The sequence below is a fragment of the Streptomyces sp. Je 1-79 genome (assembly GCF_025195125.1).
Classification (GTDB): Bacteria; Actinomycetota; Actinomycetes; order Streptomycetales; family Streptomycetaceae; genus Streptomyces.
The window spans coordinates 1-21,597 of record NZ_JAMGSL010000011.1 but is presented as its reverse complement, the minus strand read 5'-3'; the positions used below and the strand labels follow the sequence as shown (position 1 = coordinate 21,597).

Sequence of the window (21,597 nt, the reverse complement as noted above, 5' to 3'; positions counted from 1 at the left end):
GAAGAAAGGACACAACGCCACGACGCGGTGTTACCGGTCGGAGTCGACGTTATGCCGCGATGAGAGATGTCCGAGCCGTTATCGGCCATTTCTGGCGCCGTGCCCAGGACGGGAGAATCGGCGAACGCCATGTCCGCCCGGACGCCGTGGCGCTCCGGGCGATGGCCGGGGGCTTCGCTGCCCCCTCGGCGTATCGCGCTGATCACGGGAAAAGCCTATCGCTCCCGCCCCCCGGCTCGTCATGGTCCGTATGTGTACAAAAGAGGGGGTGGAAGTTTGACGTTATGGACAGCGACACATGTCCTCTTGGCAAAGCGGCCCGCTGCGGGCAGCGTGGCAGGAGCCGTTCAGAAGCCGATATCCGGGAGTCGCCATGGCGAAGATCTTGATCGTGACGGGGGACGCGGCGGAGTCGCTGGAGGTCATGTACCCGTACCAGCGGCTCCTCGAGGAGGGGTACGAGGTCCACATCGCGGCTCCGGCGCGCAAGCAGCTGCGCTTCGTGGTGCACGACTTCGAGCCGGGCTACGACACGTACACCGAGAAGCCGGGCTACACCTGGCCCGCCGACCTGGCGTTCTCCGAGGTGGACCCGGGCGACTACGTGGCGGTGGTGATCCCGGGCGGCCGGGCGCCGGAGTACCTCCGCAACGACCCGGAGCTCCGCAAGATCCTGAAGTCCTTCTTCGACGCGGACAAGCCGGTGGCCCAGATCTGCCACGGCCCGCTCCTGACGGCGGCGATCGGCAGCCTGGAGGGGCGCAGGGTCACGTCGTACCCGGCGCTGGAACTGGACATGCAGGCGGCGGGGGCGACCTTCCAGGACACGGAGGCGGTGGTGGACGGCACCCTGGTCTCCTCCCGCGCCTGGCCGGACCACCCGACCTGGATGCGAGAGTTCCTGAAGATCCTCCGCGCGACGGGCTGACACCAGGGACGGCTGCGGCACCCCACCGGACCCGCGGACCCGGTACCGCCGACCGCCGCGGTCGGCCATCGCCGACCCGGGGGCCGTCGGCCGTCGCCTGGCACGGGCCCGCGGCCGGCGACGGCGCTGTGCCACCCACGGGGAGACCCGCACCTCTGTCATCCCAGTTGTACGGGTGGTGCGGGTGGGAACGCCAGCCCGGCCGAAGGCCGGGCGCACCCCCACCGGGCCGCACCGGCCCGGCCCCCCGCACCGCCCCCGAGCACGACACCCCGCACCACCCCAGCCGTACGCCCCCTAGACCAGCTCCTCCGCCACAGCGACCGCCTCGGTCAGCGAGTCCACCACCGGCACCCCCGCCACCTCCAGCGACGCCCGGCTGTGCGACCCGCCCGTGTACAGGACGGCCCGCGCCCCCACATGCGCCGCCGCCCGCGCATCGTCCGCCGCGTCGCCGATGACGACGATCCGCGCGGGGTCCACGCCCTTCAAGGCGGCCAGGTGACGGACCATGTGCGCCGACTTCCCCTCCGTCGACGCCCCGACCCGCCCGTCCACCCGCAGGAACCGCGCCTCGATCCCGTGCCGCCGCACGAGCGGCACCAGCTCCGTGTGCGGCGCCAGCGAGAGCAGGGACTGGGTGAACCCGGACGCCTGCCGCGCGGCCAGCAGCTCCGCCGCCCCCGCGGTCAGCACGCACGCCTCGGCCCGCTGCCAGTAGTGCCGGTGGAACGCGGCGTCCATCAGCACCCACTCGGCGTCCGTGGGCAGCCGCCCCATCAGCCGCTCGTAGAACTTCGGCACCGGCACCGTGTACAGCTCCCGGTACCGGGCGAGCGTGATCGGTTCGAGCCCCAGCTCGGCGAAGGCGGCGTTCGTCGCGCCGATGACCGCCTCGATGTCGTCGAGCAGTGTGCCGTTCCAGTCCCAGACCAGGTGCTTCCCGTGCTTCCCCATGCCACGACGGTACCGGGCCCCGCCGACAGTCCGAGGACGGTCAGCCCAGCAGCCCGGGGATCTCCTGCACGCCGAACCAGAGCAGCTCGTGGTCCTCCGCGCCTTCCACCGTGAACTGCGCGTCGTCGTCGCCCTGGTCCGCCGCGCCCAGCGCGTCGGCCGCCGCCGAGACGTCCGGCTCTGCGTCGTCCGCGTCGGCGTGCACGGCGGCCGCCTTGGCCAGCGGTACGGCTCCGGCGATACGGACCTCGCCCAGCGAGCCGGCGTCGAGCCCCCGGTCGGGGTCGACGACCGCTTCCTTGTCGGGCACGTCGACGGCGACGACGATCCGGCGCCGCGCGGCCGACGGGTCCCCGGCGAGCCGGCGCAGGGAGGCGGCCGCGGCCCGGTTGAGCGCCGCGTACTCCAGCTCCTCGATGTCGTCGGAGACGTACCACTCGCGCAGGGCGGGGGTGACGGCGTAGGCGGTCAGCGGGCCGGGGCCCAGTTCGCCCGCCTTGTGCGCCTGTGCGAGACCGGGGAGGGTCAGGGGGACGTACACGCGCATGGCTGGCCGCTTTCGTAGTCGGAAACGCCCTCAGGATACGTGCGGAGTCCCCCTTCGGGGTCTCCAGGCCGCCGTCTCGTCGGTCCACCCGAGGCATCCCCCCACCCTGTGGCGACAGACCCGGCAGGCCGCCTCCTCACTCTGATAGGTGAACCTGTCGGACGGCCGCCCGGGCGCCCCCGCCGCCTTGCGAGGCAGCGAGCCACCCCCGTACAAGATCCTCAACAGAAGTTACCGCCCGGTAGACGCCCGGGTGCGAGGGAACGGGGAAACGTCCATGACCACCGCCGCCACCAGCCCGAGGACCGCCCGCACCGCCCCGCGCGGCCCCGCCGGAACGGGCCCCCGCGGCCGCGCGGGGAAAGCCCCCGGAGCGCGCCCCGGAATCGCCTCCCGCACCACGGCGACGACACCCCGCGCCCTGCCACCGCACGCCTTCTTCGCCGAGCGTCTCCTCGCCGTCCTGACCGGCGAACGGCCCGTCCACTGGATGCTCGGCCAGACCGTCGGGGAGGCGTACGAGCAGCTCGTCCAGCTCGCCCCGCAGACGCCCCTGCGGATCCACGGGGCCCGGCCGGTCCTGCGCACCTGCCACTTCCACCCACCCAGGACGGACGCCGTCGAGGTCTTCGCGACCGTCGCCGCCGGCGAGCGGATCCGGGCCATGGCCTTCCGCCTGGAACGCGGCGCCGACCGCCGCTGGCGCTGCGCCGCCGTCGAGCTGGACGGCCTCCACGCCCGTGCGACGCAGGCGCCCCAGCCACGCGTCCCCGCCCAGGCCGCCCACCGATGACAAAGGGCCCGCCCACGACGAAAGGCCAGCCCACGACGAAGGGGCCGGACACCTCACCAGGTGCCCGGCCCCTCCCACCCCACCAGGGGTTACTTCTTGCGGCGACGCCCGCCGCTGCTCTTCTGCGCCTTGCGACGCTCCGCCCGCGTCAGACCGTCACCGCCGGCGGAGGCGTCCTCGCTCACGAAGTCGCCCTCGACGACGCTGCCGTCGCCGTCCACCTTCGGCGCGGTGAAGTGCAGCCGGTCCGGACGCTGCGGGGCCTCCAGGCCCTTCGCGCGGATCTCCGGACGCCCGGCAGGCACCGCGTCCTTGGTGAGGGACGGCGCCGCGTCCTGCACCGGGACCTCCTCGACCTGCTGCTCGACCTGGACCTCCAGGTTGAACAGGTAGCCGACGGACTCCTCCTTGATGCCCTCCATCATGGCGGTGAACATGTCGAAGCCCTCGCGCTGGTACTCGACCAGCGGGTCCTTCTGCGCCATCGCCCGCAGGCCGATGCCCTCCTGGAGGTAGTCCATCTCGTAGAGGTGCTCGCGCCACTTGCGGTCGAGCACGGAGAGGACCACGCGGCGCTCCAGCTCACGCATGATGTCCGAGCCGAGGGACTTCTCACGGGCGTCGTACTGCTCGTGGATGTCGTCCTTGACGGACTCGGCGATGAACTCGGCGGTGATGCCCGCGCGGTCACCGGCCGCGTCCTCCAGCTCCTCCACGGTGACCTTCACCGGGTAGAGCTGCTTGAACGCGTTCCAGAGCCGGTCGAGGTCCCACTCCTCCGCGAAGCCCTCGGCGGTCTCCTGGCGGATGTAGTCGTCGATCGTGTCGTCCATGAAGTGCTGGATCTGCTCGTGCAGGTCCTCGCCCTCCAGGACGCGGCGCCGCTCGCCGTAGATGACCTCACGCTGCCGGTTGAGGACCTCGTCGTACTTCAGGACGTTCTTACGCGTCTCGAAGTTCTGGGTCTCGACCTGGGACTGCGCGGAGGCGATGGCGCGCGTGACCATCTTGTTCTCGATCGGCACGTCGTCCGGCACGTTGGCCATGGCCATGACGCGCTCGACCATCTGGGCCTTGAACAGGCGCATCAGGTCGTCGCCGAGGGAGAGGTAGAAGCGGGACTCGCCCGGGTCGCCCTGACGGCCGGAACGGCCGCGCAGCTGATTGTCGATCCGGCGGGACTCGTGGCGCTCGGTGCCCAGCACGTACAGCCCGCCGAGCTCCTTGACCTCCTCGAACTCCGCCTTCACGGCCTTCTCGGCACGCTCCAGGGCGCCGGGGAGGGCCGCGGCCCACTCCTCGACGTGCTCGACCGGGTCCAGGCCCGCCTGGCGCAGCTCGGCCTCGGCGAGGTCGTCCGGGTTGCCGCCGAGCTTGATGTCGGTGCCTCGGCCGGCCATGTTCGTGGCGACGGTGACGGCGCCCTTGCGGCCGGCCTGGGCGACGATGGTCGCCTCACGGTCGTGCTGCTTGGCGTTGAGCACCTCGTGCTGGATGCCGCGCTTGGAGAGCTGCTGGGAGAGGTACTCGGACTTCTCGACCGACGTCGTACCGACGAGGATCGGCTGGCCCTTCTCGTGCTTCTCCGCGATGTCGTCGACGACGGCGGCGAACTTGGCGACCTCGGTCCGGTAGATCAGGTCCGACTGGTCCTTGCGGATCATCGGCCTGTTCGTCGGGATCGGGACGACGCCCAGCTTGTAGATCTGGTGGAATTCGGCGGCCTCGGTCATGGCCGTACCGGTCATGCCGGAGAGCTTGTCGTAGAGGCGGAAGAAGTTCTGCAGGGTGATCGTGGCGAGCGTCTGGTTCTCGTCCTTGATGTCCACCCCTTCCTTCGCCTCGATCGCCTGGTGCATGCCCTCGTTGTAGCGGCGGCCGGCGAGGATACGGCCGGTGTGCTCGTCGACGATCATGACTTCGCCGTCGATGACGACGTAGTCCTTGTCCTTCTTGAAGAGTTCCTTGGCCTTGATGGCGTTGTTCAGGTACCCGACGAGCGGGGTGTTCACCGACTCGTAGAGGTTGTCGATGCCCAGCCAGTCCTCGACCTTGGCGACGCCGGACTCGTGGATGGCGACGGTGCGCTTCTTCTCGTCGACCTCGTAGTCGCCCGTCTCCTCGATGCCCTTGAGCGGGACACCGGCCTCGCCCTTGGTGAGGCGGGTGACCAGCTTGGCGAAGTCGCCGTACCACTTGGTCGCCTGGTCGGCCGGGCCGGAGATGATCAGCGGCGTACGGGCCTCGTCGACGAGGATGGAGTCGACCTCGTCGACACAGGCGAAGTTGTGGCCGCGCTGGACGAGCTCGTCCTTGGACCACGCCATGTTGTCGCGCAGGTAGTCGAAGCCGAACTCGTTGTTCGTGCCGTACGTGATGTCGCAGGCGTACTGCTCACGGCGCTGGGCCGGCGTCATGTTGGCGAGGATGCAGCCGACTTCCAGGCCCAGGAACTTGTGGACGCGGCCCATCATCTCGGAGTCGCGCTCGGCCAGGTAGTCGTTCACCGTGATCAGGTGCACGCCCTTGCCGGACAGCGCGTTCAGGTAGGCCGGGAGCGTACCGACGAGGGTCTTGCCCTCACCGGTCTTCATCTCGGCCACATAGCCGAGGTGGAGGGCGGCGCCGCCCATCAGCTGCACGTCGTAGTGACGCTGGCCGAGGACGCGCTTGGCGGCCTCGCGGACGGTCGCGAAGGCTTCGGGGAGCAGGTCGTCGAGGCTCTCACCGTCGGCGTACCGCTGCTTGTACTCATCCGTGAGCGCCCGCAGGTCGGCGTCGGAGAGGTTGACGAAGTCCTCTTCGATGGAGTTGACCTGGTCCGCGATGCGGTGCAGTTTGCGCAGGATCTTGCCTTCGCCTGCACGCATGAGCTTGTTGAAGACGGACACTGAGGCTGGTCTCCTTGCCGGTCGGGCCTGGCACTGGGTCTTGTGATGGACTCGGGCGCGGGCACGGCAGGTGGTCCCCACCGCAACGGCCATCGTAAGCGAGACCGCCGCCGCGCCGGGAGGCCCGAAGGGCCGGAGCGTCACCGCTGCCCGGAATGAGAACGCGCGAGACGCGCCGAAGGTGCCGCAGCGCCCGAAAAGTGTTCGCACCGCGGCCCGGCTCGCGGATCCGAAAAGTGTTCGCCTCCGGGCGGTCCGGTCACCAGAATTCCGTCATGGAGCCGACGACACTGACCACGGAACGTCTCACCCTCGCCACGTTCGGGCCGGAGGACGCCGCGGAGGTCCACGCCATCTGCCAGGACCCCGACATCCAGCGCTGGACGACCGTCCCCTCGCCGTACGGTCTTCAGGACGCCGAGTTCTTCCTGAACCGTCTCGTCCCCGACGGCTGGCGCAACGACACGGAGTACACCTTCGCCGTACGGCTCCGGGAGGGCGGCCCGATCCTCGCCGCCGCCGCGCTGCACAACCCGCGCGCGGGCGGCTGGGAGGTCGGCTTCTGGACGGCGAAGGAGCACCGCGGCCGCGGCTACATGACGGAGGCCGTCCTCGCCCTGGCCCGCTGGGCCTTCACCGACCTGGCCTGTGCGCGTCTGGAGTGGCGGGCCGAGGTCGGCAACGTGGGTTCGAGGGCGACGGCCGAGAAGGCCGGTTTCCGGATCGAGGGCGTCCTGCGGGCCGCCCTGCCGAACAAGGGGGTCCTGCGGGACGTCTGGGTCGGCGCGCTGCTCCCCTCGGACCTGGGCCTGCCGGGCCCGCTGCCGTATCTGCCGGCCCCGTGGTCCGGCGTGTGACCGGCGCCCGGTCCGAGCGGTTCCGCGGTCCGGGGCCCGGGTGTCAGTGCCGCCATCTAGTCTGCGGATCATGACCACTGTGCCGCCGCCCGTCGCCGAACTGTCCGCGGACGAAGCCCGCCGGATCGCCCTGCGGGCCCAGGGATTCCTGGGCGCGCCCGACCGCCGGGCGGGGGTGCGGGGCGTCCTGCGTCATCTGGGGCAGGTGCAGCTCGACACGATCTCCGTCCTGGCGCGCTCGCACGAGCTGATCCCGTACGCCCGCCTGGGCTCCGTGGGCCGTACGACGGTCGAGGACGCGTACTGGACCGACGCCCACGCCTTCGAGTACTGGTCGCACGCGGCCTGCATCCTGCCCGTCGAGGAGTGGCCGCTCTTCGCCTTCCGCCGCCGTGCCTACCGCTCCCGCCCGCAGTGGTACCACCACCTGCCGGACGGCGCGTACGACGCGGTGATCGCCCAGCTGCGCTCCGAGGGCCCGCAGACGGCGACGGAGCTCGGCGGCGCGAAGAACAAGGGCGAGTGGTGGGACTGGTCGGAGTCGAAGATCGCCGTCGAGCGGGCTCTGATGTACGGCGAGGTGGTGTGCACCGAGCGGCGCGGTTGGAAGCGGGTCTACGACCTGGCGGAGCGGGCCGTCCCCAGCGCGGTGCTCCATGACGACCTGGACGACACCGAGTGCCTCCGGCGCCTGGTGCGGCAGGCCGGCGAGGCGCTGGGCGTGGGCACCCGGGCGGACATCGCCGACTACCACCGGCTGAAGACGGAGCAGTTCGACACGGTCGTGGAGGCCTCGGGCCTGGTCCCGGTGACGGTGGCGGGCTGGTCCAAGCCGGCCTGGGCGGATCCGGCGGCGCTCGCGAGCGAGCCGCGCGGCCGGCACCGTACGACGCTGCTGTCGCCCTTCGACTCGCTGATCTGGGAGCGGGCGCGGACGGAGCGGATCTTCGGCTTCACGCACCGCCTGGAGGCGTACGTGCCGAAGCAGAAGCGCGTGCACGGCTACTTCGCGATGCCGCTGCTCTCGGGCGGAAAGCTGCTGGGCCGGGTCGACCCCGCGCGCGAGGGCAACACGCTGGTGGCCCGGCAGGTGTCGCTGGACACCGCCAAGGCGGTCGGCCCGATGGCTCGGGCGCTGCGCGAGGCGGCCGAGTGGGTGGGCTGCGACGCCGTACGGATCGAGCGGACCAACCGCCCGGACCTGACCCCCGCCCTGACCGCGGCCCTCACCTGACCCCGCGGGCCGCCGTCACCTGACCCCCGACCGGCCCTCACCTGATCTCGAGGATCTTCTCCCGCATCGCGTAGACCACGGCCTCCATCCTGGAATGCAGCTGAAGCTTCTCCAGGATGTTCCGGACGTGGTTCTTCACCGTGTTCTCGGAGATGAACAGTTCCTTGGCGATGTCCCGGTTGTTCATCCCGGTCGCGACGAGCTTGAGAACCTCCAGCTCGCGGTCGGTCAGCCGGGGTGCGGGGACGAGCCGGCGTTCGTCGGTCCGCTGAATCATCGACTTGAACTCGGTGAGGAGTTTGGACGCCATCGAGGGGCTGATCTGCGACTGGCCGTCGGCCACCGCGCGAATCGCGGTGGCGACCTCGTCGGTGGAGATCTCCTTCAGGAGATAGCCGGTCGCGCCCGCCTTGATCGCGTCGTAGAGATCCGCCTCCTCGTCGCTGATCGTCAGCATGATGATCTTCGCGCTGGGAGCCACCTCCTTGATGGAGGTGCAGGCCTCGATGCCGCCCCGCTTGGGCATCCGTACGTCCATCAGGACGATGTCGGGCAGCAGATCAGCGGCCTTGTCGACGGCCTCGGCGCCGTCACCCGCCTCGCCGACGACCTGGATGTCCTCCTCCTGCGCGAGGACGATCTCCAGGCCCCTGCGGAAGAGGGCATGGTCGTCCACCACGAGGACCCGGATCGGCTCTTTGCGGGACTCCCCGCTGTCCGGATCCGATCCCTCGGGGATGGCCGCGCCCTCGGACTCCCGCCCGCTGTGCACCGGCCCGAAGCTGTCCGCCATCGTTCCTCCCCCTGAAGGCCGTGGCCTGAATTCGTGTTCGGTCCTTCAACCGCTGCTCTTTGAGCAGCGGTTGGCGTGCAGGCCATGATTTCATGCCCGGGCGACGAAGCGGTGATCCCGTGGTAGCACGGGGGTGCCCCTGGGGGCGCAAGGGGCGCTCCAGGGGCACCGTGACGGTCGGATATGGGTGTGGTCCTGCGGCTGTGGGTCAGCCGCCGAGGGCACCACCGGCGCCGCCGCCCTCGGCGAGCGGGTCGCTCTCCAGATGGATGACGCCGTAGTCGTACGCGTGTCGCCGGTAGACGACGCTCGGCTGCTTCGTGTCGGAGTCGACGAACAGATAGAAGTCGTGCCCGACGAGCTCCATTTCGTAGAGCGCCTGGTCGAGGGTCATGGGGGCGGCCCCGTGCGTCTTCTCGCGGACCACCAGGGGACCTTCGCCCTGCACTTCGATCGAGCCCATCATCGTGGTGGGCACTGCACCGGCCTCGTCGGCGATCAGCTCGCCGTTCCCGTTGAGCTGGGCGACGCCCGGCACCACATCGGCCACCTCGGCCGCCGACAGCCTGCCGTTGCCACGGCGCGTGTACCTCTTGTCGTGCTGCTTGCGCAGACGCGCCTCGAGCTTGCCGTGGGCGAGGTCGAGCGCTGCGTACGGGTCGCCTGCCGCCGCCTCCGCCCGGATGACCGGGCCTCGGGAATGGACGGTGATCTCCACACGGTCTGACCGGTCGGCCTGCCGCGGGTTGTGCTCCTTGGACACCTCGACGTCGAGGCTGATCACCTTGCCGTCGAGCTTCTGGATCTTCTCCAGCTTCAGCTTCTCGGCCACGTGCTTGCGGAACCGCTCGGGCACCTCGGTCTTGCGGCCCTTGACGACGATGTCCACGCAGAACTCCGTTCCCGGATCACTCAGATCGGCTCCTGGGCCGATGAGCATCTCCCTTTGCACCAGACTCCGGTGAATGCCGGAGCCTCGGACTTGGCGACTTTCACCTCCTCCTCCCCAGTCGGCAAGATCCCCACCCCACCAACCTGAGGTTAATTCGCCCTGAACTCCTGTCCTGTAGGCGCACCCGTGCATTCTCTGAGGCGTAGCATTCGCCACCCCTCACAACTCGAACATAGCTCGTTCGGTCGGGTGTCGGCACCCGCTGCAGCCACATACCTCCGTACGGGTGTTTTCACCTCTCACCACCTGCAACGATGCAAGTCGCCCGTGGGTTCCGGTTTATATCGAACGACGACGGTGAACAGGCGACCACCGCCGCCGCGGGGTGTACGAATCCCCTTTCCACACCGCCTCCTTCCAATCCTGGAATGAACGGCGGATGTACGACGGGACGTACGGCACTCAGTGCCCGGGCCGCTTCCGCCAACGAGGCGCCCGTGGTCATGAGATCGTCCACCAGGACGACCCGGCCGCGCTCCATGAGCCGCGCTCCGCCCGGCACGACCTCCAGCGCCCCGGCCAGGTTGGCGAACCGCCCCTGGGCTCCGAGCCCCGACTGGTCCGCGACACCGCGGCGCTGACGCAGGACCGGAATCACCCGTGCGGCCCACCCCCGACGGCGCAGCCGGCCTGCCGCGGCCAGGGCGACGCGCCGGGTCGGATCGTGGCCACGCGCCCGCACCGAGCGACGGGAGGAGGGCACCGGTACGAGGAGAAGGGGGCTGGTCCCCGAGCCGCCACAGTGCCCGGCAGCCGCCTCCACGGCACTCGCGAGCGCGGACCCGAGCGGCCCGGCCAGGGAGAGGGCGCCGCGTTCCTTGTGGGCCAGGAGGACGGAGCGCACGGAATCGGCGTACGGCGCGGCGGCATGCACCACCGGCAGCCCGGCCGGCTCGGGAAGGGGCCGGACCCGGCGCGGCCCCCGGCCGGTCAGCTCGGCGCGGCAGTGCGGGCACAACTCCGTACGGGGCCTGCCGCAGCCTCCGCAGGCGACCGGCAGAACCAGTCCGGCGATCTCGCGCCACCACCCCCGCATGGCTCCACTGTCCTCCTGCCGGACACACCCGGCCACCCCTGTGGACAACGGGCGGCCGGGGAGTGTGGCTACCCCGGGTACACGGGAGAGGAACCGGCGATCTTCACCAGCCGCTGCCAGTTCGCGCCCGGCATCAGCCGCACGATCCCGTCATTGCCGGAGTCGGCGACCACCGGGGCCTTGTCGTCGTTGGGCGCGGCCACCGCGGCCACCCCGTTGAGCCCGGGCAGCACCGAGGTCGCCGACGTCGCCCCGTCCGTCTGGACGTACCGGACCTGCTGGACGCCCCCGGACTCCTTGCCGACCACGACGAGCCTGCTCGGACCGGCCCAGGACACGGCGGTGACCGTCTCCATCCGCGGCGCCACCGGCTGCAGGTCGACGACCGACACGGCGGCCCCCGGCGCCTCGCCGTCGCGCTCCACGCGACCGATCTTCAGGGTGGTGCTGCCGTCCTTCTCCTTCAGGAGCAGGGCCATCCGCACACCGTCCGCCGAGAGCCGCAGCGACTCGACGCGCGCCCCGCCCGTCAGCCACGGCGCCCGGACCTCCACGGGCGTGCCCTCGCCGTCCGGAACCATCCACAGCCGCGGCTTCACAGGGTTGCGGTCCGCGACCCACAGGTCCCCACGGCCGTCCCAGCTCGGCGCGGAGAGCCGGTCCTCGGGCCGGGCCGCAGTGCTCGTCACCAGCGCCGGGCGCAGTTCGTGGTCGGAGAGGATCGAGGCCACGCGCAGGTCGCGCCCGTCCTTGCCGACCCCGGCCGCGCGGCTCTCGTCCCGGTCGACGGCGACCGACCGCAGCGGGGTGGCGCCCTTGCCGAACGGCCCGAGCGTCGCGTCCGCCTCCGCGTCCTCCTTGCCGCCGACCGGCAGCGTCTTCAGCGTGCCCTGGTCGTCGACGAAGAACGGGTTCTCCGCCCGGCCCGAGTCGCGCACCGGCGCGAACTCCTCGGCCTGCTCCTTGGACAGCACACACAGCCGCGACCCGTCGGAACCCCGCTGGAGCTCCACCTGCTCGACCCGTACGGACGTCAGATCGCCGAGTGTGAACAGCAGCTGAGCCGCCATCCGCCGGCACACCTCGCCGCCCACCCGGTCGGCCTTGGCGTTGAGCGGCACCTTGAGCGTCGACTGGTCGTCCGTCGCGAGCGAGGTGACGCCCTCCTTCAGCTCCGTACCGGAGGGGAAGCGCGAATCGACGGCCGGCTTCAGCCAGTTCGTCGGGCCCTCCAGCAGCGCCTTGACCGTCTGGGTCACCGGATCCATCCGGGTCACCGGGTCCTGTCGCTGCCGGATGTACACCGGGTCGGCGACGACCCAGTCCTCCCCGGAGGCGAAGTAGTACGTGTTGACCGAGCGGTAGTTGCGCTGGAAGTCGGCCTCACTGAGGACGAGGCCGGGCGGCAGGTGGTCGATGCGCCACTCCTTGCCCTTGCCGTCCGCGGCGGGCTGTTGCACGACGTGGATGAAGTCCTTGTACTCGGACGGCGTCCTCGGCTGGTACGCGTGCCGGGCGTCCACGGTCGCGATCTGCCGACCGCGGATGGGGTAGGACCGCCCCTGGTTCTCGGGGTCGGCGAGCCGGTCGGCCTGCTCTCGGTCCGGGGCGGTCGTGAGCACGGTGATGCTCTGCTCCGGCTTCCAGGTCGCCGCGGCCTGCTTCGTCAGATACTTCCGGGCCGTCGCGAAACCCGGATCGTCGCTGGTCATCGCCTCAAGGAAGCCATCGACGATCTCGTCGGGCTCCGCGTTCTCCCGAGGCTGCACGGCATAGACCCGGACCTGCGAGTCGCCCGGGTTGGACGCCTTCACCTGCTGTACGCCCCCACTGTCGGGCATCGTCGCGCAGCCGGCCACCAGCAGCCCGCCGCACGCCAGCAGCATGCTCGTCCGCGCGGTGCGGGTGGCCGAGCGCGCGGCGCAGGCAGCCCCGCCCTCGTCACCCGCCGTCTTCCGCTCTCCTCGGAAGTCAGCGCCCACGTGTCCCGTCCTCCCCCTCGGCGTGCGTCGACGCCCTCGCCTCGCTGCTGTCGGCCTCGGAAGCCGCCCGCGCCACCACCCGGGCGCCGCTGCCCGGCAGCGCCGTCGGGTCCGCCGTGGCGCGCGGCGCCGGAGGCAGCCGCGGCGGTCCGGGCAGGGCCCTGCGGTCTCCTGCGGGCTGCGCCGGCAGCGACATCTGGCGCTGCCCGCTCTCCCGTGTCCGCCCCTCCGTGCGCCCCTGGGCCGGGGGCCGTGCCTGTGCCTGCTCGCGGTTGCGCCGCGAGTCCTCCGGCTCCAGGGGGATCGGGGACCCCCGCAGCGGCTCGTCCGCGGTGCGCGGCAGGGTGAGCCGGAACTGCGAGCCGCCACCGGGCTCTCCCCAGGCCTGCAGCCAGCCGCCGTGCAGCCGCGCGTCCTCCACCGCGATCGACAGGCCGAGGCCCGTGCCGCCGGTGGTACGCGCGCGTGCCGGGTCGGCCCGCCAGAACCGGTTGAAGACGCGGGTCGCCTCGCCCGGCTTGAGGCCCACTCCGTAGTCCCGTACGGCGACCGCGACGGCGCCACCGGCCGAGGCCAGCCGGACGATCACGTCCTTGCCCTCGCCGTGCTCGACCGCATTGACCACCAGGTTGCGCAGCACCCGCTCGACCCGGCGGGCGTCGGCCTCGGCCACGACCGGCTGCTCGTCGCCGACGACCACGATCCGGCCGCCCTTGCGCTCGGCGAGCGGCTCGGCTCCGCCGATCACCCGCCGTACGACCTGGCGCAGGTCTATCGGCTCGGCCTCCAGGGCCGCCGCACCCGCGTCGAAGCGGCTGATCTCCAGCAGATCGGCGAGCAGCGACTCGAAGCGGTCGAGCTGGTCGCCGAGCAGTTCGGCGGAGCGGGCGGTGACGGGGTCGAAGTCGACACGGGCCTCGTGGATGACGTCGGCCGCCATCCGTACCGTCGTCAGCGGCGTACGCAGCTCGTGCGACACGTCCGAGACGAACCGCCGCTGCATCCGCGAGAGCTCCTCCAGCTGCTGGATCTTGAGCTGGAGGTTCTGCGCCATCTTGTTGAAGGCTTCACCGAGCCGGGCGATGTCGTCCTCGCCGGTGACCTTCATGCGTTCCTGCAGGCGGCCCGCGGAGAGCCGCTCGGCGACCCCGGCCGCCATCCGCACGGGGGTGACGATCTGGCGCACCACGAGCCACGCGATGGCACCGAGCAGCACGACCACGAACAACCCGGCGGTCGCCAGCGTGCCCTTGACCAGGGTGAGGGAGTCCTCCTCCTGCGCCAGCGGGAAGAGGTAGTACAGCTCGTACTGGGTGCCTTCGGCGTCGTTGAGACGCTTGCCGATCACGAGCGCGGACTCGGCGTCCCTGCCGTTGGTGTAGTGGATCCGCGTGTACTTCTGGAACGTGCCCGCGCCCTGGGCGACGGAGTGCCGCAAGTTGTGGGGGATGCTGGTGTCCGGATCGACCTCACCGGAGGCGCGCGCGCCCCGGCTCGCGGGCCCGTCGGAGTCCTCCAGGGAGAGCGCGACCACGTTGAACGCGCTCTGGCCACCACTGGCGAGCTGCTCGACCAGCGTGGAACGCCAGGTGAGCGAGGAGCCCGCCCGCCCGCCGTCCTGCCCGCCTGGTCCCGACGGCGTGGTCGCCGCCTTGTCCTGGGCGGCGGAGAACCCACCGGCGGCCTGGCTCTGGGCGCCTCTCTCCTTGGCGTCGAGGAGACCGTTGCGGACCTGGCCGATGACGACCAGGCCGAGCAGCAGCACCACACCGAGTGACATCAGCAGGGTGCCCGCGACCACGCGGAGCTGGATGTTCCGCCGCCACAGCCGTACGGCGGGGAGCAGGGGTCGACGCACCCAGCGGGCGAGGAGCCGGAGGGCTGATCCACCCGGCGCCCCGTCCTGGAGCAGACGGCCGAATCGCGAGCCCCCCCGCCCCGGTCCGGCAGCCCGCCCCGACCGGACTCCCGGCTCGCCGGGCTTCGGAGCAGTACTGCCTGCGCTCATGTCAGCTCGGCCCCGCCTTGTATCCGACGCCGCGGACGGTCACCACGATCTCCGGGCGCTCGGGGTCCTTCTCGACCTTCGAGCGCAGTCGCTGGACGTGCACGTTCACCAGCCGGGTGTCGGCCGCGTGGCGGTAGCCCCAGACCTGCTCCAGCAGGACCTCGCGGGTGAACACCTGCCACGGCTTGCGGGCCAGCGCGACGAGCAGGTCGAACTCGAGCGGCGTCAGGGCGATGGACTGCCCGTCCCGCTTCACCGAGTGACCGGCCACGTCGATGACCAGATCGCCGATGGCGAGCTGCTCCGGCGCGGGCTCCTCCGACCTCCGCAGCCGCGCCCGGATACGGGCGACGAGCTCCTTCGGCTTGAACGGCTTGACGATGTAGTCGTCGGCCCCGGACTCCAGGCCCACGACCACGTCGACGGTGTCGCTCTTGGCCGTGAGCATGACGATGGGCACACCGGACTCGGCCCTGATGAGCCGGCACACCTCGATGCCGTCCCTTCCGGGCAGCATCAGGTCCAGCAGCACCAGGTCCGGCTTGGCCTCGCGGAAAGCTGCGAGTGCCTTGTCGCCGTCCGCGACGAACGACGGTTCGAACCCTTCACCCCGCAGCACGATCCCGAGCATCTCGGCCAGTGCGGTGTCGTCGTCGACGACAAGAACGCGTCCCTTCATATCGACATCATCCCATTTCCGTATCAGTCTCAAGGCGGCTGGTGAGATACCTCACTGACCAGCGGCAACGTCCGTGATCGTCCACCGCCGGGTCACCGCTGTCCGTGGGTGTTGATGTCAGACATGAATGTCACCCCCGTAGCCCCCGTTGGCCGTCCTGAACCGTACCCTGCGCAGCCGCACCTGGCCCATGGAGCGACCCGGCCCCGCCCACGGACGCCCGTATGCGGACGCCCCCTGACCTGCACGCTTGTACGATTTGTCTGTACTGGTCAGGTATCCGCCCGGTCTGTGACCGGTAGCTTCGACAACGCAGGCCAGAAGGTGATAGCGGCCCCCGCCCACCGGTGGGCCCCGCGTGGCACGATGGCTCACGGCCCGCCGCCCCGCACGGGGATCGGCCACTGAGACCGTGCCGGCGCTCCGAGCCGGCCCCGCGACCATTCCTCGAGGTGGACTGCCGTGAACGACACTCCGGGCTGGACCTCGCCCGGATCTGCTCCCTCCGACGGCCAGGACGGTTCCGGGGTTCCCCGGCCCACGACGCCCGGTGACGCGAACGGCTCCGCCCCCCAGTGGTCCAAGGACCAGCCGCCCGCCGGACAGTGGTCCCCGCCGACCGCCCCCGTCCCCGGCCAGGCGCCCGCACCCCGGCCCGGAGCGGGCTGGGGCGGACCCCAGCAGCCCGGGAACTGGGGCAGGCCGCCGGCCGCCAAGCCCGGCGTCATCCCGCTGCGCCCCCTGGGCGTGGGCGAGATCCTCGACGGCGCCGTCTCGACGATGCGCACCTACTGGCGCACGGTCCTGGCGATCACGGTCACCGTCGCGGTGATCTCCCAGATCGCCGACATCCTCGTCCAGCGCTTCCTCGTCCCCACGCCGCCCGAGATCAACCCGGACGCGTCTCCGAGCGAGGCCTTGGCCCAGCTCGGCGACACCCTGCAGACGAGTCTCATCGCCTCCATCCCGGCGGTCCTCATCCTCATGATGGCCACCCTGGTGAGCGCCGCCCTGCTCACCGTGGTCATCAGCCGCGCCGTCCTCGGCCGCCCGGTCTCGATCGGTGCCGCCTGGCAGGAAGGCCGCCCCCGGCTGCTCAAGCTGCTCGGCCTGACGCTGCTGCTCCCCCTGATGAGCGCGGCTGTCATGTTCGTCGCCCTGCTGCCCGGCATCCTCGTCGGAGACGCGGCCGGCGGAGGGCTCCTCTTCCTCGGTGCGCTCGGCGGCCTGGCGATCGTCATCTGGCTGATGGTCCGCTTCAGCCTGGCCTCCCCAGCCCTGATGCTGGAGCGCCAGGGCATCGTCCAGTCCATGAAGCGCTCGGCCAAGCTGGTCCAGGGCTCCTGGTGGCGGATCTTCGGCATCACGCTGCTGACGCAGCTGATCCTCTTCATCGTGGCGATGATCATCGCCATCCCGTTCGCGATCATCGCGATCGCCGTCGACGGGGAGGGCTTCAGCGGCCTGCTCTCCGGCGCCGAACCCGAGTTCGGCTGGTCGTTCCTGATCATCACAGGCATCGGCGGAGTCATCACCAACGCGATCACCTACCCGATCTCGGCCGGCGTGACCGTCCTCCTCTACATCGACCAGCGCATCCGTCGCGAGGCCCTGGACCTCGAACTCGCCCGGGCCGCCGGCGTCCCCGGCTACGGCCCCGCCCCCGGCGACCCGTCCACCGGAGGCTGACGGGGTGATCGCCACGGGGGGCACGATCACGGCGAGGCTGCCGCAACGCGGCACCGACGACGTACCGGTGGACGTTCCCCGCGTCCCCGCACGGGAGGCGGCGGAGCGGGAACTGTCCAAACCGATGTACCACGAGAACGATCCCAGCCTGCTCGAACGCGGTCTCGACCGCTTCTGGGAGTGGGTCGGTCGCCTCTTCGACGCCGCCTCGGGCGCAACCCCCGGCGGCCTGCTCGGACTTCTCGTGATCGTCGTGGTCGTGCTCGCCGTGGTCGGCGCGGTCTGGTGGCGGCTCGGCACCCCGCAGCGCACGCCCTCCGCCGGGGACTCCCTGTTCGAGGACGGCCCCCGCACCGCCGACGAGCACCGGGCGACCGCCGCCCGGCACGCCGCCGCCGGCCGCTGGAACCAGGCCGTCCAGGAGCGGATGCGGGCGATCGTCCGCTCCCTGGAGGAGCGCACCCTGCTCGATCCCCGCCCCGGCCGTACCGCCGACGAGGCCGCCGACGAGGCGGCCCGCACCCTGCCCGCGCACACCGAGGAACTCCGCGCCGCGGCCCGCTCCTTCGACGACATCACATACGGCGGCCGCACCGCCGACGAGCCCGCGTACCGCCGCGTCGAGGAACTGGACACGGCGCTGGAACGGACCCGTCCCACGCTCGACACCGCTGCCACGGGAGCCCCCGAATGAGCCGGCCGAGCACCAGCGCCACCTCGACCTCGCTCGCCCCCCGTCAGATCTGGACCCGAGCCCGCGGGATCCTCCTCGTCCTCGGCCTGATCGTCATCGGCGGCGTCGGCCTGGCGACCCTGCGCTCGACCGACCACCACGGCCACCTCGATCCCCGCTCGGCCGACGCCAAGGGCAGCCGCGCCGTCGCCGAGATCCTCAAGGCCCAGGGTGTCACCGTCCGGGTGGTCACCACCCTCGACGAGGCCGCCACCGCCGCCGAAGCCGACACCACCCTCCTGGTCACCGCCCCCGATCTGCTGACCGGCCGTCAACAGTCCGTACTGCACGGGTCCATGACCGCCTCCGGAGGCCGCACCGTCCTCGTCGGCGCGGGCCAGGCCTCGCTCGACACCCTGGCGCCCGGCGTCACCGCCGCCACCAGCACCCCGGTGAAGAACCGCGAACCCGGATGCTCCCTCCCCGCCGCCGTCCGCGCCGGCAGCGTCGACATCGGCGGCGAGCGCTACACCACCGGCACCACCGCCGCGGACACCTGCTACCCCGACGACGGTCTGCCCACCCTGGTCGCCCTTCCGGCCTCCGGCGGTGGCGACACCGTCCTCCTCGGCTCCGCCGACATCCTCTACAACGAACGACTCGACCAGCAGGGCAACGCCTCGCTCGCCCTGCAACTCCTCGGCTCCCGCCCTCATCTCGTCTGGTACCTCCCCTCTCTCTCCGATGCTTCCGCCACCGAGGGCACCCCTGACGGGGAGACCCCCGAGAGCGCCACCGACGGCTTCCTCGCACTCGTCCCCTCGGGCTGGCTCTGGGGCACGCTCCAACTCGCCCTGGCCGCCGTCCTCGCCGCCGTCTGGCGAGCCCGACGCCTCGGCCCGCTGGTGACCGAACCCCTCCCGGTCGCCGTCCGCGCCTCCGAGACCACCGAGGGCCGCGCCCGCCTCTACCGCAAGGGCAACGCGCGCGACCGCGCCGGCACCGTCCTGCGCACCGCGACCCGCACCCGTATCGCCCCTCTCCTCGGCGTCGCCTCCCAGGACGCCCACTCCCCCGACACCCTGATCCCCGCGCTCTCCGCCCGGCTCTCCAAGACCCCCGCGGACCCCAGGGACCTTCTCTTCGGCCCGGCTCCCGCCGACGACGCCGCTCTCATCCGCCTGGCTGACCAACTCGACGCCCTCGAAAGAGAGGTACGCACCTCATGAGCGCCCCGACCCCCGAGACCGCCACGAACTCGGACAGCGCCCGCGCCTCCCTGGAGGCCCTGCGCACCGAGATCGGGAAGGCGGTGGTCGGCCAGGACCCCGCCGTCACCGGACTCGTCGTCGCTCTCCTCTGCAGGGGCCACGTCCTCCTCGAAGGAGTCCCCGGCGTCGCCAAGACGCTGCTGGTCCGTGCGCTCGCTGCCACGCTCGAACTGGACACCAAGCGCGTCCAGTTCACCCCCGACCTGATGCCGAGCGACGTCACCGGCTCACTGGTCTACGACGCCCGCACGGCGGAGTTCTCGTTCCAGCCCGGCCCGGTCTTCACCAACCTGCTGCTCGCCGACGAGATCAACCGCACGCCGCCCAAGACTCAGTCCTCCCTCCTTGAAGCCATGGAAGAGCGTCAGGTCACCGTCGACGGAACCCCCCGTCCGCTGCCCGACCCGTTCCTCGTCGCCGCAACCCAGAACCCGGTCGAGTACGAGGGGACCTACCCCCTCCCCGAGGCCCAACTCGACCGTTTCCTGCTCAAGCTGACGGTCCCGCTGCCCTCTCGCGAGGACGAGATCAACGTCCTGACCCGGCACGCGAACGGCTTCGACCCCCGCGACCTGAGAGCCGCCGGAGTCCGCCCGGTCGCCGGCCCCGCCGAACTCGAGGCCGCCCGCGATGCCGTAGCCAAGACCTCGGTCTCCCCCGAGATCGCCGGCTATGTCGTCGATATCTGTCGTGCCACGCGTGAATCCCCCTCACTCACCCTCGGTGTCTCCCCCCGAGGTGCCACCGCCCTGCTCTCCACCGCCCGCGCCTGGGCCTGGCTCACTGGCCGGGACTATGTCACCCCGGACGATGTGAAGGCCCTGGCACTGCCCACTCTCCGCCACCGCGTCCAACTGCGGCCCGAGGCCGAGATGGAGGGCGTCACCGCCGACTCCGTCATCAATTCGATCCTCGCCCACGTCCCCGTACCCCGCTGAGAACGGCGCCCCATGGCCCTCACCGGACGAACCGCGCTGCTCGCCGCCCTCGGATCGCTCCCCGTGGGCATCCTCGCCCCAAGTTGGACGGGGATGCTCGCGGTGAACGCGCCCCTCTCACTCGCAATTCTGTGCGACTACGCGATGGCCGCGCCAGTGCGAACGCTCCAGTTCACCCGAAGTGGTGACACAACAGTTCGACTGGGTGACGCAGCGGACGTGCAGCTCACCGTCACCAACCCGTCCCGCCGCCGCCTCCGCGCCCAGCTCCGCGACGCCTGGCCGCCCAGCAGCTGGCTCCCCGGCACCGAACAGACCGCGTCCCGCCAGAAGGTGGCCGTCCCCGCGGGGGAACGCCGGCGCATCACCACCTCGTTGCGTCCCACCCGCCGCGGCGACCGCCAGGCCGCACGCGTCACCGTCCGCTCGTACGGCCCCCTCGGCCTTGCCGCCCGGCAGGGCAACCACACGGTGCCGTGGACGATCCGCGTCCTGCCGCCGTTCACCAGCCGCAAGCACCTGCCGTCCCGGCTGGCCCGTCTCCGCGAGCTCGACGGCCGCACCAGCGTCCTCACGCGCGGCGAGGGCACGGAGTTCGACAGCCTCCGCGAGTACGTCCCCGGTGACGACACCCGCTCCATCGACTGGCGGGCCACCGCCCGCCAGACCACCGTCGCCGTCCGCACCTGGCGCCCCGAGCGGGATCGGCACATCCTGATCGTCCTCGACACCGGGCGCACGTCGGCCGGCCGCGTCGGCGACGTCCCCCGCCTCGACGCGGCGATGGACGCCGCCCTTCTCCTCACCGCCCTCGCCTCACGCGCCGGCGACCGCGTCGACCTCCTGGCCTACGACCGCCGTCTCCGCGCCCAGGTACAGGGCCGTTCCGCCGGTGACGTCCTGCCTGCCGTGGTGAACGCCCTGGCACCGATCGAACCCGAGCTCGTCGAGACGGACGCCCGCGGCCTCGCCGCCACCGCCCTGGCCCGAGCCCCGCGCCGCTCGCTCCTGGTCCTGCTCACCAGCCTTGACGCCGCCCCGGTCGAGGAGGGCCTCCTCCCGGTCCTCCCACAGCTCACGCAGCGCCACACGGTGCTTCTCGCCTCCGTCGCGGACCCGCACACGGACCATATGGCGGGCAAGAGGGGCACGATCGACGGCGTGTACGAGGCCGCTGCCGCCACGCAGGCCCAGGCCCAGCGCCATCGCACGGCGGACCAGCTCCGCCGCCACGGCGTCACGGTCGTCGACGCCACCCCGGAGAATCTCGCACCCGCTCTGGCCGACGCCTACCTGGCCCTGAAGGCAGCCGGCCGTCTCTGAGAAATGCTTCCGGGCTCCCGCGAGGGAGCCCGGAAGCGCGATATCA

18 protein-coding genes are annotated in these 21,597 nt (G+C 71.4%); 9 read left to right on the top strand and 9 right to left on the bottom strand.

Going from position 1 to position 21,597, the window contains the following annotated elements:
• The first annotated feature begins 373 nt into the window (after positions 1-373).
• A complete protein-coding gene (locus tag M5362_RS22840) occupies positions 374-928 on the top strand; it encodes a DJ-1/PfpI family protein (RefSeq protein ID WP_260229581.1) in 555 nt (184 codons plus the stop codon).
• 297 nt (positions 929-1,225) lie between these two features.
• On the opposite strand, the gene M5362_RS22835 is transcribed toward M5362_RS22840, so the two are convergent.
• Positions 1,226-1,885 carry an HAD family hydrolase gene (locus tag M5362_RS22835; protein ID WP_260229580.1) on the bottom strand — a complete coding sequence of 220 codons (660 nt, stop codon included), beginning with the start codon at positions 1,883-1,885 and terminating at the stop codon, positions 1,226-1,228.
• Between the two features lie 40 nt (positions 1,886-1,925).
• The gene (locus tag M5362_RS22830) at positions 1,926-2,432 is read right to left on the bottom strand and encodes a hypothetical protein (RefSeq protein ID WP_260229579.1); all 507 of its coding nucleotides are present in this window, start codon (positions 2,430-2,432) and stop codon (positions 1,926-1,928) included.
• Positions 2,433-2,709: 277 nt separating this feature from the next.
• On the opposite strand from M5362_RS22830, the gene M5362_RS22825 reads away from it, so the two are divergent.
• Positions 2,710-3,225: an Rv3235 family protein gene (locus M5362_RS22825; RefSeq protein ID WP_260229578.1), complete on the top strand. Its 516-nt coding sequence runs from the start codon at positions 2,710-2,712 to the stop codon at positions 3,223-3,225.
• 89 nt (positions 3,226-3,314) lie between these two features.
• On the opposite strand, the gene secA is transcribed toward M5362_RS22825, so the two are convergent.
• Complete coding sequence (gene secA / locus M5362_RS22820) at positions 3,315-6,116, bottom strand: preprotein translocase subunit SecA (protein WP_260229577.1); 2,802 nt, start codon at positions 6,114-6,116, stop codon at positions 3,315-3,317.
• A gap of 275 nt (positions 6,117-6,391) precedes the next feature.
• Here secA and M5362_RS22815 point away from each other — a divergent pair, with 275 nt between their 5' ends.
• Positions 6,392-6,973 carry a GNAT family N-acetyltransferase gene (locus tag M5362_RS22815; protein WP_260229576.1) on the top strand — a complete coding sequence of 194 codons (582 nt, stop codon included), beginning with the start codon at positions 6,392-6,394 and terminating at the stop codon, positions 6,971-6,973.
• A gap of 70 nt (positions 6,974-7,043) precedes the next feature.
• The gene (locus tag M5362_RS22810) at positions 7,044-8,207 is read left to right on the top strand and encodes a winged helix-turn-helix domain-containing protein (protein WP_260229575.1); all 1,164 of its coding nucleotides are present in this window, start codon (positions 7,044-7,046) and stop codon (positions 8,205-8,207) included.
• 37 nt (positions 8,208-8,244) lie between these two features.
• Here M5362_RS22810 and M5362_RS22805 read toward each other — a convergent pair whose 3' ends face one another.
• From M5362_RS22805 to mtrA, 6 genes are all read right to left on the bottom strand, one after another.
• On the bottom strand, positions 8,245-9,000 hold the full coding sequence (locus M5362_RS22805) for a response regulator transcription factor (protein WP_260229574.1): 756 nt from the start codon (positions 8,998-9,000) through the stop codon (positions 8,245-8,247).
• Between the two features lie 208 nt (positions 9,001-9,208).
• Positions 9,209-9,889: a ribosome hibernation-promoting factor, HPF/YfiA family gene (hpf, locus tag M5362_RS22800; RefSeq protein WP_260229573.1), complete on the bottom strand. Its 681-nt coding sequence runs from the start codon at positions 9,887-9,889 to the stop codon at positions 9,209-9,211.
• 295 nt (positions 9,890-10,184) lie between these two features.
• Entirely contained in the window at positions 10,185-10,988 is an 804-nt protein-coding gene (locus M5362_RS22795) for a ComF family protein (RefSeq protein WP_260229572.1), read from the bottom strand.
• A 68-nt stretch (positions 10,989-11,056) separates the two neighbouring features.
• Positions 11,057-12,874 (bottom strand): LpqB family beta-propeller domain-containing protein, encoded by a 1,818-nt coding sequence (locus M5362_RS22790; protein ID WP_260229771.1) that lies wholly within the window; start codon positions 12,872-12,874, stop codon positions 11,057-11,059.
• An 85-nt stretch (positions 12,875-12,959) separates the two neighbouring features.
• The gene (mtrB, locus tag M5362_RS22785; protein ID WP_260229571.1) at positions 12,960-14,978 is read right to left on the bottom strand and encodes an MtrAB system histidine kinase MtrB; all 2,019 of its coding nucleotides are present in this window, start codon (positions 14,976-14,978) and stop codon (positions 12,960-12,962) included.
• Between the two features lies 1 nt (position 14,979).
• Positions 14,980-15,657: a two-component system response regulator MtrA gene (gene mtrA, locus M5362_RS22780; protein WP_009333493.1), complete on the bottom strand. Its 678-nt coding sequence runs from the start codon at positions 15,655-15,657 to the stop codon at positions 14,980-14,982.
• A gap of 462 nt (positions 15,658-16,119) precedes the next feature.
• Here mtrA and M5362_RS22775 point away from each other — a divergent pair, with 462 nt between their 5' ends.
• From M5362_RS22775 to M5362_RS22755, 5 genes are read left to right on the top strand one after another with little or no spacing between them, the layout of a single operon-like run.
• Entirely contained in the window at positions 16,120-17,346 is a 1,227-nt protein-coding gene (locus tag M5362_RS22775; protein ID WP_260229570.1) for a glycerophosphoryl diester phosphodiesterase membrane domain-containing protein, read from the top strand.
• Between the two features lie 4 nt (positions 17,347-17,350).
• A complete protein-coding gene (locus M5362_RS22770) occupies positions 17,351-18,040 on the top strand; it encodes a DUF4129 domain-containing protein (RefSeq protein WP_260229569.1) in 690 nt (229 codons plus the stop codon).
• On the top strand, positions 18,037-19,248 hold the full coding sequence (locus tag M5362_RS22765) for a DUF4350 domain-containing protein (protein ID WP_260229568.1): 1,212 nt from the start codon (positions 18,037-18,039) through the stop codon (positions 19,246-19,248). The genes M5362_RS22770 and M5362_RS22765 overlap by 4 nt, the downstream gene beginning before the upstream one ends.
• Positions 19,245-20,228: a MoxR family ATPase gene (locus tag M5362_RS22760; protein WP_260229567.1), complete on the top strand. Its 984-nt coding sequence runs from the start codon at positions 19,245-19,247 to the stop codon at positions 20,226-20,228. The genes M5362_RS22765 and M5362_RS22760 overlap by 4 nt, the downstream gene beginning before the upstream one ends.
• A 12-nt stretch (positions 20,229-20,240) precedes the next feature.
• A complete protein-coding gene (locus M5362_RS22755) occupies positions 20,241-21,551 on the top strand; it encodes a DUF58 domain-containing protein (protein WP_260229566.1) in 1,311 nt (436 codons plus the stop codon).
• Positions 21,552-21,597 lie beyond the last annotated feature (46 nt).

Bases quoted from the DNA above. Each gene is read 5' to 3' on its own strand.
- M5362_RS22840 (WP_260229581.1), top strand. From the start codon at position 374: ATGGCGAAGATCTTGATCGTGACGGGGGACGCGGCGGAGTCGCTGGAG.
- M5362_RS22835 (WP_260229580.1), bottom strand. From the start codon at position 1,885: ATGGGGAAGCACGGGAAGCACCTGGTCTGGGACTGGAACGGCACACTG.
- M5362_RS22830 (WP_260229579.1), bottom strand. From the start codon at position 2,432: ATGCGCGTGTACGTCCCCCTGACCCTCCCCGGTCTCGCACAGGCGCAC.
- M5362_RS22825 (WP_260229578.1), top strand. From the start codon at position 2,710: ATGACCACCGCCGCCACCAGCCCGAGGACCGCCCGCACCGCCCCGCGC.
- M5362_RS22815 (WP_260229576.1), top strand. From the start codon at position 6,392: ATGGAGCCGACGACACTGACCACGGAACGTCTCACCCTCGCCACGTTC.
- M5362_RS22810 (WP_260229575.1), top strand. From the start codon at position 7,044: ATGACCACTGTGCCGCCGCCCGTCGCCGAACTGTCCGCGGACGAAGCC.
- M5362_RS22805 (WP_260229574.1), bottom strand. From the start codon at position 9,000: ATGGCGGACAGCTTCGGGCCGGTGCACAGCGGGCGGGAGTCCGAGGGC.
- M5362_RS22795 (WP_260229572.1), bottom strand. From the start codon at position 10,988: ATGCGGGGGTGGTGGCGCGAGATCGCCGGACTGGTTCTGCCGGTCGCC.
- M5362_RS22790 (WP_260229771.1), bottom strand. From the start codon at position 12,874: ATGCTGCTGGCGTGCGGCGGGCTGCTGGTGGCCGGCTGCGCGACGATG.
- mtrB (WP_260229571.1), bottom strand. From the start codon at position 14,978: ATGAGCGCAGGCAGTACTGCTCCGAAGCCCGGCGAGCCGGGAGTCCGG.
- mtrA (WP_009333493.1), bottom strand. From the start codon at position 15,657: ATGAAGGGACGCGTTCTTGTCGTCGACGACGACACCGCACTGGCCGAG.
- M5362_RS22765 (WP_260229568.1), top strand. From the start codon at position 18,037: ATGAGCCGGCCGAGCACCAGCGCCACCTCGACCTCGCTCGCCCCCCGT.
- M5362_RS22760 (WP_260229567.1), top strand. From the start codon at position 19,245: ATGAGCGCCCCGACCCCCGAGACCGCCACGAACTCGGACAGCGCCCGC.
- M5362_RS22755 (WP_260229566.1), top strand. From the start codon at position 20,241: ATGGCCCTCACCGGACGAACCGCGCTGCTCGCCGCCCTCGGATCGCTC.